Annotated in this window: 14 protein-coding genes; 11 read left to right on the forward strand and 3 right to left on the reverse strand. The window is 71.1% G+C overall.

Going from position 1 to position 15,795, the window contains the following annotated elements:
- Positions 1-19: 19 nt before the first annotated feature.
- A complete protein-coding gene (locus DAI20_RS06175; RefSeq protein ID WP_108249599.1) occupies positions 20-541 on the reverse strand; it encodes a 2'-5' RNA ligase family protein in 522 nt (173 codons plus the stop codon).
- Between the two features lie 142 nt (positions 542-683).
- On the opposite strand from DAI20_RS06175, the gene DAI20_RS06180 reads away from it, so the two are divergent.
- Complete coding sequence (locus DAI20_RS06180) at positions 684-2,108, forward strand: malate:quinone oxidoreductase (RefSeq protein ID WP_168927674.1); 1,425 nt, start codon at positions 684-686, stop codon at positions 2,106-2,108.
- Between the two features lie 61 nt (positions 2,109-2,169).
- On the opposite strand, the gene DAI20_RS06185 is transcribed toward DAI20_RS06180, so the two are convergent.
- Positions 2,170-2,814 carry a YdeI/OmpD-associated family protein gene (locus DAI20_RS06185; RefSeq protein WP_108249601.1) on the reverse strand — a complete coding sequence of 215 codons (645 nt, stop codon included), beginning with the start codon at positions 2,812-2,814 and terminating at the stop codon, positions 2,170-2,172.
- Between the two features lie 128 nt (positions 2,815-2,942).
- Between DAI20_RS06185 and DAI20_RS06190 the strand changes: the two genes are divergently transcribed.
- The 5 genes from DAI20_RS06190 (at position 2,943) to DAI20_RS06210 (ending at position 7,989) form a co-directional block, all read left to right on the forward strand.
- Positions 2,943-4,097, forward strand: a complete 1,155-nt coding sequence (locus DAI20_RS06190; protein ID WP_108249602.1) for an Rv2578c family radical SAM protein — start codon at positions 2,943-2,945, stop codon at positions 4,095-4,097.
- Between the two features lie 109 nt (positions 4,098-4,206).
- Positions 4,207-5,451 (forward strand): sensor histidine kinase, encoded by a 1,245-nt coding sequence (locus DAI20_RS06195; RefSeq protein WP_159084938.1) that lies wholly within the window; start codon positions 4,207-4,209, stop codon positions 5,449-5,451.
- A complete protein-coding gene (locus tag DAI20_RS06200) occupies positions 5,448-6,617 on the forward strand; it encodes a hypothetical protein (protein WP_108249604.1) in 1,170 nt (389 codons plus the stop codon). The genes DAI20_RS06195 and DAI20_RS06200 overlap by 4 nt, the downstream gene beginning before the upstream one ends.
- Positions 6,604-7,326 carry a response regulator transcription factor gene (locus tag DAI20_RS06205; protein WP_240605902.1) on the forward strand — a complete coding sequence of 241 codons (723 nt, stop codon included), beginning with the start codon at positions 6,604-6,606 and terminating at the stop codon, positions 7,324-7,326. The genes DAI20_RS06200 and DAI20_RS06205 overlap by 14 nt, the downstream gene beginning before the upstream one ends.
- Positions 7,327-7,989: a thymidine kinase gene (locus tag DAI20_RS06210; RefSeq protein WP_108249606.1), complete on the forward strand. Its 663-nt coding sequence runs from the start codon at positions 7,327-7,329 to the stop codon at positions 7,987-7,989. It begins immediately after the preceding gene.
- A 55-nt stretch (positions 7,990-8,044) separates the two neighbouring features.
- On the opposite strand, the gene DAI20_RS06215 is transcribed toward DAI20_RS06210, so the two are convergent.
- Complete coding sequence (locus DAI20_RS06215; protein ID WP_159084939.1) at positions 8,045-9,184, reverse strand: acyltransferase family protein; 1,140 nt, start codon at positions 9,182-9,184, stop codon at positions 8,045-8,047.
- Between the two features lie 222 nt (positions 9,185-9,406).
- Between DAI20_RS06215 and DAI20_RS06220 the strand changes: the two genes are divergently transcribed.
- The 5 genes from DAI20_RS06220 to DAI20_RS06240 all read left to right on the forward strand — a co-directional run bounded on the left by DAI20_RS06220 (position 9,407) and on the right by DAI20_RS06240 (position 15,723).
- Entirely contained in the window at positions 9,407-10,834 is a 1,428-nt protein-coding gene (locus tag DAI20_RS06220; RefSeq protein ID WP_108249608.1) for a tyrosine-protein kinase domain-containing protein, read from the forward strand.
- 7 nt (positions 10,835-10,841) lie between these two features.
- Positions 10,842-11,495 (forward strand): arsenate reductase/protein-tyrosine-phosphatase family protein, encoded by a 654-nt coding sequence (locus tag DAI20_RS06225; protein ID WP_108249609.1) that lies wholly within the window; start codon positions 10,842-10,844, stop codon positions 11,493-11,495.
- Positions 11,496-11,539: 44 nt separating this feature from the next.
- Positions 11,540-12,433 (forward strand): hypothetical protein, encoded by an 894-nt coding sequence (locus DAI20_RS06230; RefSeq protein ID WP_159084940.1) that lies wholly within the window; start codon positions 11,540-11,542, stop codon positions 12,431-12,433.
- 17 nt (positions 12,434-12,450) lie between these two features.
- Positions 12,451-13,914, forward strand: coding sequence for a sugar transferase (locus DAI20_RS06235; RefSeq protein WP_108249785.1), 1,464 nt, complete (start codon positions 12,451-12,453; stop codon positions 13,912-13,914).
- A 174-nt stretch (positions 13,915-14,088) separates the two neighbouring features.
- On the forward strand, positions 14,089-15,723 hold the full coding sequence (locus tag DAI20_RS06240; protein WP_159084941.1) for a right-handed parallel beta-helix repeat-containing protein: 1,635 nt from the start codon (positions 14,089-14,091) through the stop codon (positions 15,721-15,723).
- Positions 15,724-15,795: the final 72 nt, after the last annotated feature.

The following is a 15,795-nucleotide window of genomic DNA, read 5'->3' on the forward strand; positions in this document are numbered from 1 at the left end:
GGCGGAACGCGGGGAGCGGTCAGGAGAGGGGCGTGATCGTCTTCGCAACGCCGTCCCACAGGCGGGCCGCGGGCGCGCTGCCAGTCGGAAGCGCGGCGGCGCCCACCGCCGCGAGCGCGGGGCCGACGCTGTCCGCGTCCAGCCGGCGAGCGAGGGTCACGTGCGGCGTCCATGCGTCCGGCCGGGAGAGATCGACGACCGACTCGGCCAGCGGCGTCGCGGCCTCGTGCACACGGCGATGCAGCTCCAGCAGCGCCCGGGTGACCACGACCTGGCGGGCGAGCACGTAACCCCGCCGGTGGCCGCCGAACAGCAGGGTCGCTCCGAGCGTCAGGGGCAGCGGGAGGGACGAGACGGCCTCTCGCACCGCCGTCAGGTCGTCGACCCGCATCGCCGGCGCAACGAACAGGGTCACGTGGGGGCGGTTGCTCGGCGAACTGTTCCGGGCGAGGCTCGGGATGCCGGCATCCTCGAGGGCGCGCCACTCGCGGCGCACGGTCGCGTCGGTCTCGTCGTCGACGGTCAGTTCGATGCTCAGCATGGCTCGTCCAGGCTAGGCCGCTCCGGCAGGCGCGGCGCGGGGCTCCGAGGGACCGACGGGAGCGCCTTCCGGCGGACGTAAACTGGACGGTGTGAGCACATCCACGGATCCGATCGACGTCGTCCTCATCGGTGGCGGCATCATGAGCGCCACCCTCGGCACGCTGATCAGGCAGCTCGAGCCCGACTGGTCGATCGAGATCTACGAGCGGCTGCCCGAGGTGGCCCAGGAGAGCTCGAACCCGTGGAACAACGCGGGCACCGGCCACGCCGCCCTGTGCGAGCTCAACTACACGCCGGAGAAGAACGGCACCATCGACATCGCGAGCGCGGTGAAGATCAACGAGCAGTTCCAGCTCTCGCGCCAGTTCTGGTCGCACCTCGTCAGCTCGGGACAGATTCCCGAGCCCAAGCAGTTCATCAACCCCGTCCCGCATATGACGTTCGTGCGCGGCGAGGACAACGTCGACTACCTGCGCCGCCGGTACGAGGCGCTCGTGAAGCACCCGCTCTTCGCCGGCATGGAGTACTCCGAGGACCCGGAGGTGATCTACTCCTGGGCGCCGCTGCTCATGGTGGGCCGCGACCGGGACGAGAGCATCGCCGCGACCCGGTTCACCGAGGGCACGGACGTGGACTTCGGCTCGCTCACCACCCGCCTGTTCGACTACCTCACGGCGTCGGGAGCGTCCCTGAAGACCGACCACGAGGTGCGGGGTCTCCGGCAGCAGAAGGACGGCACCTGGAAGGTGAGCGTCAAGCAGATCGTCGGGTCGACGCCCAAGACCGTCCACGCCCGCTTCGTCTTCGTCGGTGCGGGAGGCGGGGCCCTGCACCTGCTGCAGAAGGCCGGCATCCCCGAGATCAAGGGCTTCGGCGGCTTTCCCATCAGCGGTCAGTTCCTTCGCACCGACGACCCGGAGCTCGTGCGCAAGCACCAGGCGAAGGTCTACGGCAAGGCGGCAGTCGGATCCCCGCCCATGTCAGTCCCGCACCTCGACACACGCGTCGTCGACGGCGAGGCCTCGCTCATGTTCGGCCCGTACGCCGGATTCAGCCCCAAGTTCCTGAAGACGGGCTCGTACCTCGACCTGTTCGTGTCGATCCGCCCGCACAACATCCTCCCGATGCTCGCGGTCGCCCGTGACAACTTCGGGCTCATCAAGTACCTCGTGAGTCAGCTGCTCGCCACCCGGGGCAAGAAGTTCGCCTCGCTGCGCGAATTCATGCCCACGGCGAGGCGCGGTGACTGGTACATGATCACCGCCGGTCAGCGCGTGCAGGTGATGAAGAAGGACGCCAAAAAGGGCGGCGTGCTGCAGTTCGGCACCGAGGTCGTCGCGGCAAAGGACGGCAGCATCGCCGGCCTGCTCGGCGCGTCCCCGGGCGCCTCGACGGCGGTGCCGATCATGCTCGACGTGCTCGAACGCTGCTTCCCCGACCGCATCGGCTCCTGGAAGGCGCCGCTGAAGGCGATGATCCCGAACTACGAGAAGCCGCTCTCCGAGAGCCCGGCGAGCGTGGACGAGGTCACGGGCGAGACGGCGCGCACGCTCCAGATCTCCTGACGCCCGCCGCGGGGACCGCCTCCGGGCGGCTCCGCGGGCCCGTCCCCCCGGCGCGCCGGCGCTACGGCGTCGGCTTCGGCCGCCACTCGTTGGCTCGCCGGCCCTCCGCCGCCTCCGCTACCGTCGCCTGCACGCGCGCGAGCCGGGTCGCCGGCCGCTTCGCATGGCTGATCCACTCGAGGATGCCGCGCCTCGCGGAGCGAGGGAACGCGTCCCAGTGCTGCCGCGCCAGCGGGTCGGCGTCCAGGGCCGCCGCGAGGTCGGGCGGCTCGAGACCCTCCTCGACGTCGTCGAGCGCGGTCCAGGTGCCGCTCTGCTTGGCAGCCTCGATGACCGCGAGGCCGGCGTCCGTCATCCGGCCGTCGGCGATCAGGCGCTCCACCCGCGCCTTGTTGAGCCGCGACCACGCGCTCCGCGGCTTTCGCGGGGCGAGGTAGAGCATCGTGCGGGCGTCGTCGAGCTTGCGGCCCTTGCTGTCGATCCAGCCGAAGCAGAGCGCTTCCTCGACGATCTCGTCGTAGCCGAAGGCGCGCGCCGCACCACGGTCGTACACCAGCCACACCCCGGCCGCCGCCGTCCCGTTGTCCGCCAGCCAGTTCCGCCAGTCCTGCCGGTCCGCCGCGTAGTACCGCGGTGCCGCGTCCCCGACGGCCGGAGCCGTGACCGCGCCCCGACCCGGGTTCGTGCGCGTCGCATCCTCGCTCATGGCCCCATGCTCTCGCAGCGCGCCGTCGCCGGTAAAGACCGGCCCCACCGAGTCGGAAGCGTTCGACCCCGTTCGATCGCTTCCTACCGGGGGAGGCGGAACAGCAGAAAGTGTGTTCGAATGGGGGCATGCGATGGAGTGGTCAGGAGATCAACGCGGAGGAGTCCGCGGCGTTGCCCGGGCTCGCGAAGCTCAACAACCTGGTGCGCTCGGTCCGCACGCCCGAGTTCGCCGGCATCACCTTCCACGAGGTCCTCGCGAAGAGCGCGCTGAACCACGTGCCGGGGGAGTCGAAGACCATGCCGTTCGGCTGGACCATCAATCCCTACCGCGGGTGCAGTCACGCCTGCGTCTACTGCTTCGCCCGGCCGACCCACACATACCTCGAGCTCGACGCGGGCAAGGACTTCGACTCGGAGATCATCGTGAAGGTCAACGTGGCCGACGTGCTCGCCCGCGAGCTCGCGAAGCCGAGCTGGGAGAAGCACCCCGTCGCTCTCGGCACGAACACCGACCCATACCAGCGGGCCGAGGGACGGTACCGCCTGATGCCCGGCATCATCGCGGCGCTTGCCGCGTCCGGCACGCCGCTGTCGATCCTGACCAAGGGCTCCCTGCTGCGGCGCGACGTGCCCTTGCTCGCGGAGGCGGCCGGCGAGGTGCCGGTCGACCTCGCCATGTCGATCGCCGTGTTCGACGACGAGCTGCAGCAGGCGGTTGAGCCGGGCACCCCAACCACGAAGTCGCGCCTCGCGACCGTCACGGCGGTGCGCGAGCAGGGGCTCGCCTGCGGAGTGTTCCTGATGCCGATCCTCCCGTACCTCACGGACAGCAGGGCGCACCTCGACTCCGCCCTGGCCCAGGTCAAGGCCGCGGGCGGCAGCTACGTGCTCTACACGGCCCTGCACCTCAAGCCGGGCGTGAAGGAGTGGTACTTCGAGTGGCTCGAGCGCGATCACCCGGAGCTCCTGCCCCGGTACCGCGAGATGTACGGGACGAAGACCTACGCGCCGAAGGCCTACCGCGAGTGGCTCGCCGAGCGCATCCGGCCGCTGATCCGGGACCACGGCCTGCGGCGGGGCACCGCCGCGCCGGCGACCGGGGCCGTGCGCTCGTCCGCCCTCACCGCGCCCCGCGGTCGCCCGTCCTGGGCGACGCAGGGCACGCTGGAGGGCGAGGGTTCCACGGATGCGGCGCCGGGCGGACGCTCCCTCCTCGCGGAGGAGCTGCCGCCCCGGTTGGCGACCCGGATGCTGGCCGAGGCGCAGCCGACGCTGTTCTAGCGGGCGGCTAAAGAATGGGGCACAAGGCCCCACGCCGCAGGGGGAGCGCTGCCCGGCCACCCCAGAAAACGGGGTACACCGGCTTATACGCCGATGGGATACTTCGAAGGTGGCATTAGGCCTTCCCAATCATCTCGCCCGCTCCCGCGTCAACGACGCGATAGCGGTGGCCTGCCATGCCTCGGCCCTGCTCTGCCTCGCGACCGCCGTGGTCTGCATCGGGGTCGTCCAGTTCGACTACCCGGCTCTTCTCCTCTGGCCGTCCTTCCTCGCGCTCGGGGTCATGGCCGTGGTGCTGATCCTGCTCGCCGCGAACCGGAGCCTCTTCTGGTCCGTCGCCTACCTCGCAACGGGGGCCGCGAGCACGTTCTGGTACGCGGGGATGCTGCTCAACCAGCTCGGCCCGGCCACCGCCAACAACTCCTACCTGCTGACCCTGCCGAAACTCGCTCTCGTGCTCTGCGCCGGCGCGGCGGTGACCTCGTTCGGCGCCATCGGCTGGGTGGCGGCGGGGTACGCCGCGGCCGAGGCCGCCGTGCTCTTCGCTCACCTGCAGTCGCACACGCCCGGTTCGCTCGACTTCGCCTCCACGGCGGTGGCCGTGCTGCTCGCCGCGGTGCTCAGCGCCGTGGCGCAGGGGAGGCGCCGTTCCCAGCGGGTCCGGCCGACGATGCACCGGGCCGCGCGCGAGGAGAGCGTCGCAGCCATGCGCAATCGGCTGGAGCAGCGCGCCGCCGCCCTCCTGCACGACACCGTGCTCAGTCAGCTCGCCGCGCTCGCAGCGGCGCCCACGGGGCCGCTGCCCGCCGCCACGAGGCGCAGCATCGAGCGCGACCTGCAGCTCCTGGTCGGCGAGGACTGGCTCATCGAGCCGGAGACGATCCCGGTGCGCGCAGAGGACGCCGACCTGCCCCCGGTCTTCGAGCGATCCATCGACGACTCCCGCAGGGACGGCCTCACGGTCGACCTCGCGGGCGAGCTGACGCTTCTCGCAACGCTCGGCCCGGAGGTGGCTCACGAGCTCGCCCTGGCCATGAGGCAGTGCCTCGTCAACGTCGCCCGGCACTCGGGCACGGATCGCGCGGAGGTCGTCGTCTTCGGCGGCGTCGGCGAGCTGACCGTCATGGTCATCGACGGCGGGCGGGGATTCCGCGAGGAGAGCGTGCCCCGGGACCGGTTCGGGCTGCGGCAGTCCGTGCGCGGGCGGATCGAGCGCGTCGGCGGCTCCGTGCACATCTGGTCCACGCTGGGCGAGGGAACCTCCGTGCTGCTGCAGGTCCCGGTCGCCGAGAGTGCGGCCGTGGAGAAGCCGTCCCCCGATGCGCCTGGCGGTTCCCGCCGGAGCGCGTCGTGAGCGGCCCCGCCCACGAGTCCACCGCCCAGCAGCTCGACCCGCTCGGCACCCTGTCCGGTCGCCGGCTCGCCATCGTCGGGTCGTCGCTCGCGCTGCTCTACGCCGTCGTCATCACGGCCAGGGAATTCCGCGACCTCGTGCACCCCGTCGCGGCGACCCTGGCGCTCCTCGCGCTCGCCGCAGCCTGCCTGGCCCTCGTACTGGGCGGCGACCCGCGGTTCGCGCCGTTCACCCGTCGCCGCATGGCGTTCGTGCTGACGGCCGCGCTGGCCGCTCACCTGCTGTCGGCGTACGCGACGTGGCGCCACAACGACTTCGTGCGGGACGACTGGGGGCCGGTCGCGGTCGGCGTGCTCCTCCTCGCCTTTGCGCCTTTCCGGCCGTGGGCAGAGATCCTGCGCTCAGGGGTCATCGCCGCGGTGGTCGTGGCCGCGCTCACCGTCGTGCAGCTGCCGTACTTCGTGACCGCCGCGCCGCCGCTCGTGCTCGTGTCCGCCGCGATGGCGCCCGTGCTCGGCATGACGGTCGCCTCGGCCACCTTCTGCCGGGCCCTCGTCGGCTCGGTCAAGGAGTGGGACGGGCGGGCGGCCCGCGCGCGGGAGGCCGACGTCGGCCGGGTGCGCGAGGGCATGGCGCGCTCGGTGCAGCAGGACCGGGTGACCATCCTCAACCGTGACGTGCTGCCCTTCCTCGCCGAGGTGCTCGACCGGGACTCCATCACCGAGGACGACCACGAGCGGGCGAGGAGCATCTCCGACTCCATCCGCGGCGTCATGATCAGCGAGGCGGGTCGGAGCTGGCTCGAGGACCTCCTGCTGCAGCACCGGCAGGAGGCGATGCTCGCCGGCATCGCCCAGGATCCACCGGTCAGCGACCCGCACAAGGTCGCCGAGTTCATGGACCTCGAGCAGCGTGCGGCGCTGCGAGCACTCCTCGACGACCTGCTGCGGACGCCGGCGCTCCAGCGCGGCACGCTCGCCATCCGGCTCACCTCCACGGGCTCGCGCTGCGACGCCGAGGTGTCCGCGGTGCTGCGGATGTCGCGCCACCGCACGCGCTGCCTGATCTCGCCGTATCTCGCGGTCTTCCGCACGGCCTTCGACGCGGTCCGCGTTGAGCGGATCGACACCGAGCTCGTACTACGGTTCTCCTATGCACGTCACTGATCGGGGAGACACCTCCCCGGTAGGGGGGGTCGACGCCATGGGCGCCGCCAACCGCGAGAATCGCGGACACGACCGGGTCCGCCTCGCGGTCCTCGACGATCACGAGGTCCTGCTCGACAGCCTCACCAGCTGGATCCTGGCGAACGCCCCGGACTTCGAGCTCGTGCTGAGCGCGAGCACGTGGCTGCAACTGGTGCAGAGCGCGAACTTCCCGACGGACCTCGTGCTGCTCGACTTCCAGTTGAAGGAACCCGTCTCCATCGAGGCTCGCGTGCGCACCTGCCGCGCCGCGGGGGCGAAGGTGATCGTGCTCAGCGGGATCGACAGCCCCGAGGTCCGGGACCGGGCCCTCGACGCCGGCGCCTCCGCCTTCGTGAGCAAGTCCCAGTCCCTCCGCGAGGTCATGGACGTCGCGCGCTCCGTGATGGGGGTGGAGCAGAACGCCGGCCTTCAGCGGGACTGGCGGCCGCTTCCCCTTGGCGCCCAGACGACCACCCGGCCGAAGCTCAGCCTCGGCGAGTCCGAGGCGCTGAAGCTCTACGTCGCCGGCAACAGCACGTCCGAGGTCGCCGCGCTCATGCACGTGCAGTACGAGACGGCGAAGACCTACCTGCGCCGGGTCCGCGAGAAGTACAAGCAGGCGGGCCGCCCCGCGAGCCGGAAGGCCGACCTCATCCGGCGGGCCGCCGAGGACGGGTACCTTCGCTAGATGGCAAAGCTCTACTTCCGATACGGGGCCATGAACAGCGGCAAGAGCACGGCAATGCTCCAGGCGGCGTTCAACTACGAGGAGCGCGGACACCGCGTGCTGCTGGCGAAGCCGGACACCGACACCAAGGGCGACGGCCGCATCGTGTCCCGCCTCGGTTTCTCCCGTGAGGTCGACTTCCTGATCGATCCGGTGAGCGACGTGCGCGCGCTGTTCCTCCGCCTCGTCGGGTCCACCAGCGGGCTCGCGGGCACGACAGGGGGCATGCCGGCGCAACCCGTCTCCGCCCTCCTCGTCGACGAGGCGCAGTTCCTCACCGACGCGCAGGTGGACGACCTCGTGCGCATCGCGATCCTCGAGGACGTCCCCGTGCTCGCCTACGGCATCCGCACCGACTTCCAGACGGTGGCCTTCCCGGGCAGCAGGCGCCTCCTCGAGGTGGCGCACAGCCTCGAGGAGCTGAAGACCATCTGCCGCTGCGGCCGGAAGGCCGTGTTCAACGCGCGACGGGTGGGCGACGTCTTCGTCTTCGACGGGGATCAGGTGGCCATCGACGGCGTCGACGTGGCCTACGAGGCGCTCTGCGGCGCCTGCTACCTGCAGGAGAGCGGCGGCGCGCTCGCCTCGGACCTGCGCGCTCGGGCCGCCGTGGCCGCCCACTAGCGCTGCCTGCCCAATAGCGCTGCCCTCTAGCGCTGTGTGTCCGAGCAGCTCGCGGCTAGGCGGCGCGCGCTGGCGCCGGCGCGGGTCTGGCGCGCGGCACGCCGAGCAGCCAGGGCGAGAGCGGGGTATGCCGCAGCCCCACCGCAATCGCCCAGGGCACGAGCAGGGCCGTCAGGTAGATGACCCAGGAGCCGTTCGCCGAGTCGTTCCGCAGCGCCCAGAGCACGACGGGATGCACGAACATCACGAGCAGGCCGCCGGACGCGAGCAGCACCATGGCCCGGCCGAAGCGGGCGCCGAGGGCGGGAACCACGACCTCGGCCACGAGCACGAGCCCGAAGCTGAGCACGGCCGCGACGACGGGGCTGAGGAGGATGGTGCCGAAGTCGCCCTGCTTGAGGTCTACGGGCCGGGACGCCCCGGTCGCCACGAGGATGCCGCCGGCAGCGAGCAGCGCGAGTCCCACTATCAGCGGTCGGCCGATCCGCGGCCGGAGGCGCTTCGCGACCGTGCCGAACAGGAGGAACACGAGGCTCGGCACGGCGACGCCGAGGGAGAGCGGCACGTCGGCCACGATGCGCGGCGCCGCGTAGACGGCGGCGAGGCCGGCCGAGGCCACCGCCCACGGCACCCAGCCGGGCAGGCGCTCGAGCGCCCGGCACAGCAGGGCGGCGAAGATCAGGGCCGTGGCGAACCAGAACGTGTACAGCGGGCTCTCCACGTAGGTCCCGCCGAGCAGCATCTCGCCGAACACCGCGGGCGACGGCTGCCGTCCCGCCTCGGCGCGCAGCGCGGTCGTGAAGAGCCCGGCGAGCAGGAGCCAGGCGAGGTACGGCGCGAGCAGTGTCCGCGCGCGCTTGCGCACCTCGTCGCCCAGGCCGCGCCCGGCGGTCCACAGGTAGCCGGTGAGGAAAAAGAACACCGGCACGTGCCAGGGGTAGAGGGTGGCGCGCACGGCGGGCTCGGCAAAGGCGTGACCGGTGACCACGGCGGCGAGTCCCAGCACGCGGACGGTGTCGATCGCGGCCGACCGCGGCCGCACCGAGGCTGTTCCCTGGCGCTCCGGTGGAGGCGTGCTCCGCTCGTCGCCGGCCCGGCCGCTCAGCGGCTCTCCCGACCGAGTGGGGTCGCGCGCATCCGTCGTCTCCTCACTGCGCCGCCCCGAGGCGCCGTCGCACAACGGTACGCCGGGCACGGTGCGAACGGGGGCATACCCCCAAATGGCGGGTCAGGAGCGGGTACGGGCGGCTCCGTGGGCGCCGGGCGTGTCTTCGGCGTGTCGGAAATGTGCGACGATGGGACGGCCTACGCGGCCACAGACGCAACACGCACAGCATGCGTTGGGCGGTTGTACCGGCGTTGGACGCTAACGTCGGATGCGTCTCATTCGACGACGAAACGTGAGAGAGGCCGCTCCTTGGACGTACGCGACTACATCCGGATCCTGCGCAAGAGCTGGATCCTCATAGTCGCCGTGACACTCGTGGGGATCGCTGGGGCGGCAGTGACGTCCATCCTGATGACGCCCAAGTACATCGCGTCGACCCAGCTGTTCGTGTCCGTCCAGTCGTCCGAGAGCGTCACGCCCGGCGAACTCGTGCAGGGCAGCAGCGCCGCCCAGCAGAAGGTGCGGTCGTACGTCGACGTCGTCCGCAGCTCCCGGGTGCTCGACCCCGTCATCGCCGAGCTCGACCTGCCCGACACGGCGGAGGAGCTCGCGGAGCGGGTCACGGCCAGCTCGCCCCTGAACACCGTGCTCATCGACGTCGCCGTCGAGGACACCAGCCCCCAGCTCGCCGCGGACACGGTGAACGCGATCGGCGCCAGCTTCAGCGACCTCGTCGTCACCCAGCTCGAGGCGCCCACGGGCGGCGGTCCCAGCCTGGTGAAGATCGAGACCATCGAGTCGGCCATCCCGCCAGTCGCGCCCGCGTCGCCGAACATCCCCCTGAACCTCGCGCTCGGCCTGCTCATCGGCCTGATCATCGGCTGCGGCGTCGCCCTGCTGCGCTACACGCTCGACAACCGCATCCACGGCAGCCACGACGTCGAGCACGTCACGAAGTCCCCGATCCTCGGCGGCATCAGCTTCGACCCGGGCGCCAAGAAGCGCCCGCTCATCGTGCACGGCGACCCCCGCAACCCGCGCGCGGAGTCCTTCCGCTCGCTGCGCACCAACCTGCAGTTCGTCAACCTCGACTCCGGCTCCCGCTGCTTCGTGGTCACCTCCTCGCTGCCCGGCGAGGGCAAGACCACCACGGCCTGCAACCTGGCGATCGCCCTCGCCGAGACCGGCGCGAAGGTGGCCATCGTCGACGGCGACCTCCGCCTGCCGCGCGTCGCCGACACCATGGCCCTCGAGGGCGCCGCGGGTCTCACCGACGTGCTCATCGGTCGCGCCGACATCGAGGACGTGCTCCAGCCCTGGGGCCGTGGCGAGCTCTACGTGCTCCCCGCCGGCCGCGTGCCACCGAACCCGAGCGAGCTGCTCGGCTCGAAGGCCATGTCCGCCGTCCTCGAGACGCTCAACGCGACCTTCGACTACGTCATCATCGACGCGCCGCCGCTGCTTCCCGTCACGGACGCGGCCATCCTGAGCAAGCTGACCGGTGGCGCCATCGTCATCACCGCCGTCGGCCGCACCCGCAAGAACGAGCTGGAGGCAGCCATGCGCAGCCTGGAGCACATCGGCAGCCGGGTCCTCGGCGTCGTCATGACCATGCTGCCCACCAAGGGCCCGGACGCGTACGGCTACGGCAACTACGGCGCGTACTACGGCATGGAGCAGGATGCGCCTGAGGTTGCGCTGGCGGAGACCAGCCAGGCCCAGGTGAGGCGCGGGTAAGGCGATCATGACGGAGGCAACGGGACAGGTCTTCACGATCCTCACGGTGTGCACCGGGAACATCTGCCGCTCACCGCTGGCCGAGTACTACCTGCGCTCGCGTCTGGCCGAGCTGGGGGACGTGCGGGTGCGCAGCGCGGGGACCATGGCGAACGACGGTGACCGGGCGCCGGCGCAGGCCGAGGCGCTCGCGAAGCGCTACGGCGTCGACGTCAGCGTGCACCGGGCGACGTACCTCGGCGAGCGACAGCTGCGCGACGCGCAGCTCGTCCTCGCGCTCGCGAGGGAGCACCGCAGCGCCGTCGTCCGGACCCTGCCGAAGGCCTCGCGCACCGCGTTCACCCTGCGCGAGTTCGCGCGTCTCGCCGAAGGGCTCACGGACGAGGACCTCGGCCGCATCGCCCTCCTGCCCGAGGACGACGTGGCCGGGCGGCTCTCGGCGCTCGTCGCCCTCGTGGGCAGCCGGCGCGGTGTCGTCGCCCCGGCCGCGACCGCGGACGACGACGAGGTCATCGACCCCTACAAGCGCAGCGACGCGACCTACGCCCTGTCCGGCGAGCAGCTCGTCCCGGCCGCCGACGCGGTCGCCGACATCCTGCTCCGCGCGGCGCGGATCAGGCCCGACGGCGCCGCCGGCTCGACGATGGGCGCATCCGCGTGATGGCGCAGCGTCCGCCCCGGGCCGCATCGCGTCGGGGCTGGGCGGTGGTGGCGCTCGTCCTGTTCCTCGTCATCGACGTCGCGCTCGTCGCCTTCGCGCTCAACCGCGCCTCGGGTCTCGGCGCGCTCGGCCTCGATCCTGCCGCGCGGGCTACCGCGGCGCCGACGGCCGCAGCCACGCCGACGCCCGAGCCGCCCGCCGCCCTCGTAGCGCCGACGCGCACACTGAGCGCGCTGAACGCGACCGTCGCGTGGCGTGGCGACATCGGCACCTGCCCGGCCTCCGTGGCCGCCCTGGAGAGCACCACCGACGGCGGCGCCACCTGGGACCGCTACCCCCTCAACCCGCCGACCGACATGCGGTCGGTGTTCAGCATCGACGTGATCGACCGGTCCGAGGTGCACGTCGTGGGTCAGAGCGGGGACGACTGCGTCACCTCGGTCGGCCGCTCCTACACCTCCGGCCTGGACTGGGTCGAGTCGCCCGAGCAGGCGCGCACGGCCTGGTACGTCGACCCGGCGGACCCCGCGATCGTGCGGTCGCCGTCGAAGTCAGGCCCGCTGCCCTGCGGCCCCGTCGTCCAGGTCGCCGCGGCCGACAACCTCACCGCGGCCGCGCTCTGCGCGGACCGGACGGTGCAGCGAACGGCCGACGGTGGTCTCACCTGGGACGCCGCTGTTCCCGCCCCCGGCGTCGTGGCGCTCGCCTCGGGTCCAGACGGCTACGTTCTCGCCGCGATCGGCGACGAGGCGTGCGACGGCGTCCAGGTGCGCGTGCTTCCGGAGAGTGGCACCGACGCGCCCGCGCTCGGCTGCCTTCCCGCTCGCACAACGGACCTGCCTGCGGGTAGCGTCGCCGTATCGGTTGCGACGGATGCCGTCTGGGTGTGGGTGGACGAGGCTGTGAGGGTCTCGCAGGACGGCGGCATCACCTGGTGACCCGGGTGGGGGGCGGAATGACGACTGCGGTCAAGGCGCAGCGGCGCCTGGGCTGGGAGCGGGGCTATGCGGCCCGCCTCTTCCTCACCGACCTGATCATCGTCGTCGCGGCGGTCCTCGGCTCGCAGTTCCTCCGTTTCGGCGGCAGCTCCGCGGAGCTCGAGGTCTGGCGCATCCGAGGCGACGGCGACGAGACGCTCATCGGCTACACCGTGATCTCCGTGATCCTCATCGCGGCCTGGATGCTGTACCTCGACTTCTTCGCCACGCGTGACCACAAGATCATCGGATCCGGAAGCACGGAGTACCGGCGCCTCGCCGACGCGACGCTGCGCCTTTTCGGCGCCTTCGCCATCCTGGTGTTCCTGCTCAAGATCGACCTCGGGCGCAGCTACCTGCTGATGGCGCTGCCGAGCGGCCTTCTGCTGCTCATGTTCTCCCGCTGGGCCTGGCGGCGCTGGCTGCAGCGCAGGCGCATTCGCGGCGAGTACATCTACCGGGCCCTCCTCGTCGGCGACCGGGAGAAGACCGAGCACGTCGTCGAGAGCATCCACCGCGACCACACCTCGGGCCTCGTCGCCGTCGGCGCGCTTACTCAGCAGGGTCGGCCGGGTGAGCGCCTCGCCGAGGGTGTGCCGGTGCTCGGCGGCTTCGCCGACGCGCTCGAGGTCGTGGACGGTTCCGGGGTCGACACCGTGATCCTCACCGGCGCGGACGACATCAGTCCCCGCGACATGCGGCAGCTGGGCTGGGACCTCGAGTCCCGCGGCGTGAGCCTCATCGTCGCGCCCGCCCTGACGGACGTCGCGGGCCCCCGCATCCACGCACGCCCGGTCGCGGGCCTGCCGCTGATCCACGTCGAGTACCCGTCCTTCGAGGGTCGCAGGCACGTCATCAAGCGTGGATTCGACATCCTCGCCTCCGCCGGCCTGCTCGCCGTGCTCTCGCCCATCTTCCTGTGGATCTGGATCGCGGTCCGCACCGACAGCCCGGGGCCGGCCCTGTTCCGTCAGGAGCGCGTCGGCCTGAACGGCAAGCCCTTCAAGATGCTCAAGTTCCGGTCCATGGTGGTCGACGCCGAGGCGCAGCTGCCGAGCCTCCTCGACCAGTCGGACGGCAACGGCGTGCTGTTCAAGCTGAAGGCGGACCCCCGCGTCACCCGGGTCGGCGGCTTCCTCCGCCGGTACAGCCTCGACGAGCTCCCGCAGCTGCTCAACGTGTTCCGGGGGGACATGTCGCTCGTCGGCCCTCGTCCCCCGCTGGCCGCAGAGGTCGCCCAGTACGACGATTGGGCGCACCGCCGCCTGCTCGTGAAGCCGGGCATCACCGGACTATGGCAGGTGAGCGGACGGTCGAACCTGTCGTGGGAGGACAGCCTTCGGCTCGACCTCTACTACGTCGAGAACTGGTCGCTGACCGGGGACATCATCATCCTCTACCGCACCGTCAAGGCCGTGGCCATGCCGGACGGGGCATATTAGTTCTGCCGCCTGGGCAGCCGAATCCCCGTCTCGTCGGGGTGCGGGATCGCGTCCGAATTCCGAGCTTGTCCCCCGAATTGGGACCAGAGCGATCCCCTTGTACCCCGTAATTTCTTTCCAATGGGATCGAAATGGGCGGTAATAGCCACAATCGTTACGTTGGCGGCGGGGGCCGTGACCGTTCCAGCCACGTCGGCTTCGGCGGCGACGGGGGTCGCGTCGGGTCGGTACGAGGGCACATCGTCCGCGATATCGCGGAGCGGGACCTGGGGTTCGCTGGAGGGCACGGGGGACAGCGCCCGTGAGGTCGTGCGGGCCACGAAGACCGGGTCGTACGCGCAGCTGACCTTCAACTCGACCGGCGTGAAGTGGGTCGCGCGGAAGGGGCCGTTCTTCGGCATCGCGCGGGTGCTCATCGACGGGGTGGCGCAGGGCACGGTGGACCTGTACTCGTCGACCACGAAGTACCAGCAGGTGGTGTTCGCGCGGACCGGGCTCACGGCGGGCACGCACACCATCCGCATCGAGCGCATCGGACAGAAGAACTCGGCGTCGCCGACGAGCGACGTGACCGTCGATGCGATCGACGTCGTCGACAAGATCGCGCCGGCCAAGCTCACGGGACTCTCGGCGTCGCCCGGCCGGCTGGGAACCACCGTCAGGTGGACGGCGAGCACCGCGGGAGACCTGAGGACCTACCGGGTCTACCGCACGGGCAACGGCGAGACGAAGCGTCTGATCAGCACGCAGTCGGTGACGAAGCCGACCTTCCTCGACATCACCCGGCAGACGGGCGCCTCCTACACGTACACGGTGACCGCCGTGGACCGCGGGGGTAACGAGTCCCCGGCCGCGTCGATCGGGTCCGTCACGGCGGCGACGCTCACGTCGAGCCAGCCGCGCACCCGGTACGCCAACTGCCCCTCGGCGACCGTCGAGGTGGGCAACTTCTCGCAGCTGAAGGCCGCCGTCGCGGCATCGAAGCCCGGCACCGTCATCAGGATGAGGCCCGGAACCTACGTCGGGTACGTGCTGCTGCCGAACAGCGGGACCGCCGAGAGGCCGATCTGGCTCTGCGGCCCCCGCACCGCGATCATCGAGCGGGAGAACGCGGGAGCCGGGTTCGCGGTGCACGTCGAGAACGCGGATCACGTGATCGTGTCCGGCATGACGATCCGCAAGGCCACCCAGGCGGTAGCGGTGAGCTCGAGCGCACACGTGACGGTGTCCGACATCTACGCGACCAACATCGGCCAGGAGGCCATCAAGATCCGCTACGGCACCACGGACAGCGCGATCATCGGCAACACGATCCGCAACACCGGGACCGTTCGGCCCGAGTTCGGCGAGGGCGTGTACCTCGGCACCTCGCCCGTCAAGTGGTGCGAGTACACGAAGTGCGCGCCGGACCGCAGCGACCGCAACCTCGTGGCGTACAACGACATCGCCGGCACCCGGTCCGACCCCATCGAGGCGAAGCAGGGCACGACGGGTGGTTCGATCATCGGCAACCGGATCGATGGTGGCTCCCTCACGGAGGTGACCTCGCTCACGTACGTGAAGGGCAACGACTACCTGGTGCGCGACAACGTCGGCACGAACGCGAAGGGCGACGCTTTCATCGCGAACTTCGACGTCGCGGCCAACCCGGACTGGGGCAAGCGCAACGTGTTCGTGAACAACTCCGCCACCGTGACGCGGCCCGGCTACGGCGTCTACGTGCGCACGGGCTACGGCAACCTCGTCGCCTGCAACAACACCGTGTCCGGCTCCGGATCGGACCGCACCAACGTGGAGTGCCGGAAGTAGCGGCGCCCCGGCGCGAACGCCGCTCGCCCCCTCCTTCCGCACATCGGAGGAGGGGGCGAGCGGCGTCTTGAG

It is taken from the genome of Planctomonas deserti (genome assembly GCF_003067705.1).
Classification (GTDB): Bacteria; Actinomycetota; Actinomycetes; order Actinomycetales; family Microbacteriaceae; genus Planctomonas; species Planctomonas deserti.

Excerpts from the sequence above, each read along its gene's own strand:
- DAI20_RS06180 (WP_168927674.1), top strand. The coding sequence starts at position 684 with ATGAGCGCCACCCTCGGCACGCTGATCAGGCAGCTCGAGCCCGACTGG.
- DAI20_RS06235 (WP_108249785.1), top strand. The coding sequence starts at position 12,451 with ATGACGACTGCGGTCAAGGCGCAGCGGCGCCTGGGCTGGGAGCGGGGC.
- DAI20_RS06190 (WP_108249602.1), top strand. The coding sequence starts at position 2,943 with ATGCGATGGAGTGGTCAGGAGATCAACGCGGAGGAGTCCGCGGCGTTG.
- DAI20_RS06225 (WP_108249609.1), top strand. The coding sequence starts at position 10,842 with ATGACGGAGGCAACGGGACAGGTCTTCACGATCCTCACGGTGTGCACC.
- DAI20_RS06185 (WP_108249601.1), bottom strand. The coding sequence starts at position 2,814 with ATGAGCGAGGATGCGACGCGCACGAACCCGGGTCGGGGCGCGGTCACG.
- DAI20_RS06175 (WP_108249599.1), bottom strand. The coding sequence starts at position 541 with ATGCTGAGCATCGAACTGACCGTCGACGACGAGACCGACGCGACCGTG.
- DAI20_RS06205 (WP_240605902.1), top strand. The coding sequence starts at position 6,604 with ATGCACGTCACTGATCGGGGAGACACCTCCCCGGTAGGGGGGGTCGAC.
- DAI20_RS06210 (WP_108249606.1), top strand. The coding sequence starts at position 7,327 with ATGGCAAAGCTCTACTTCCGATACGGGGCCATGAACAGCGGCAAGAGC.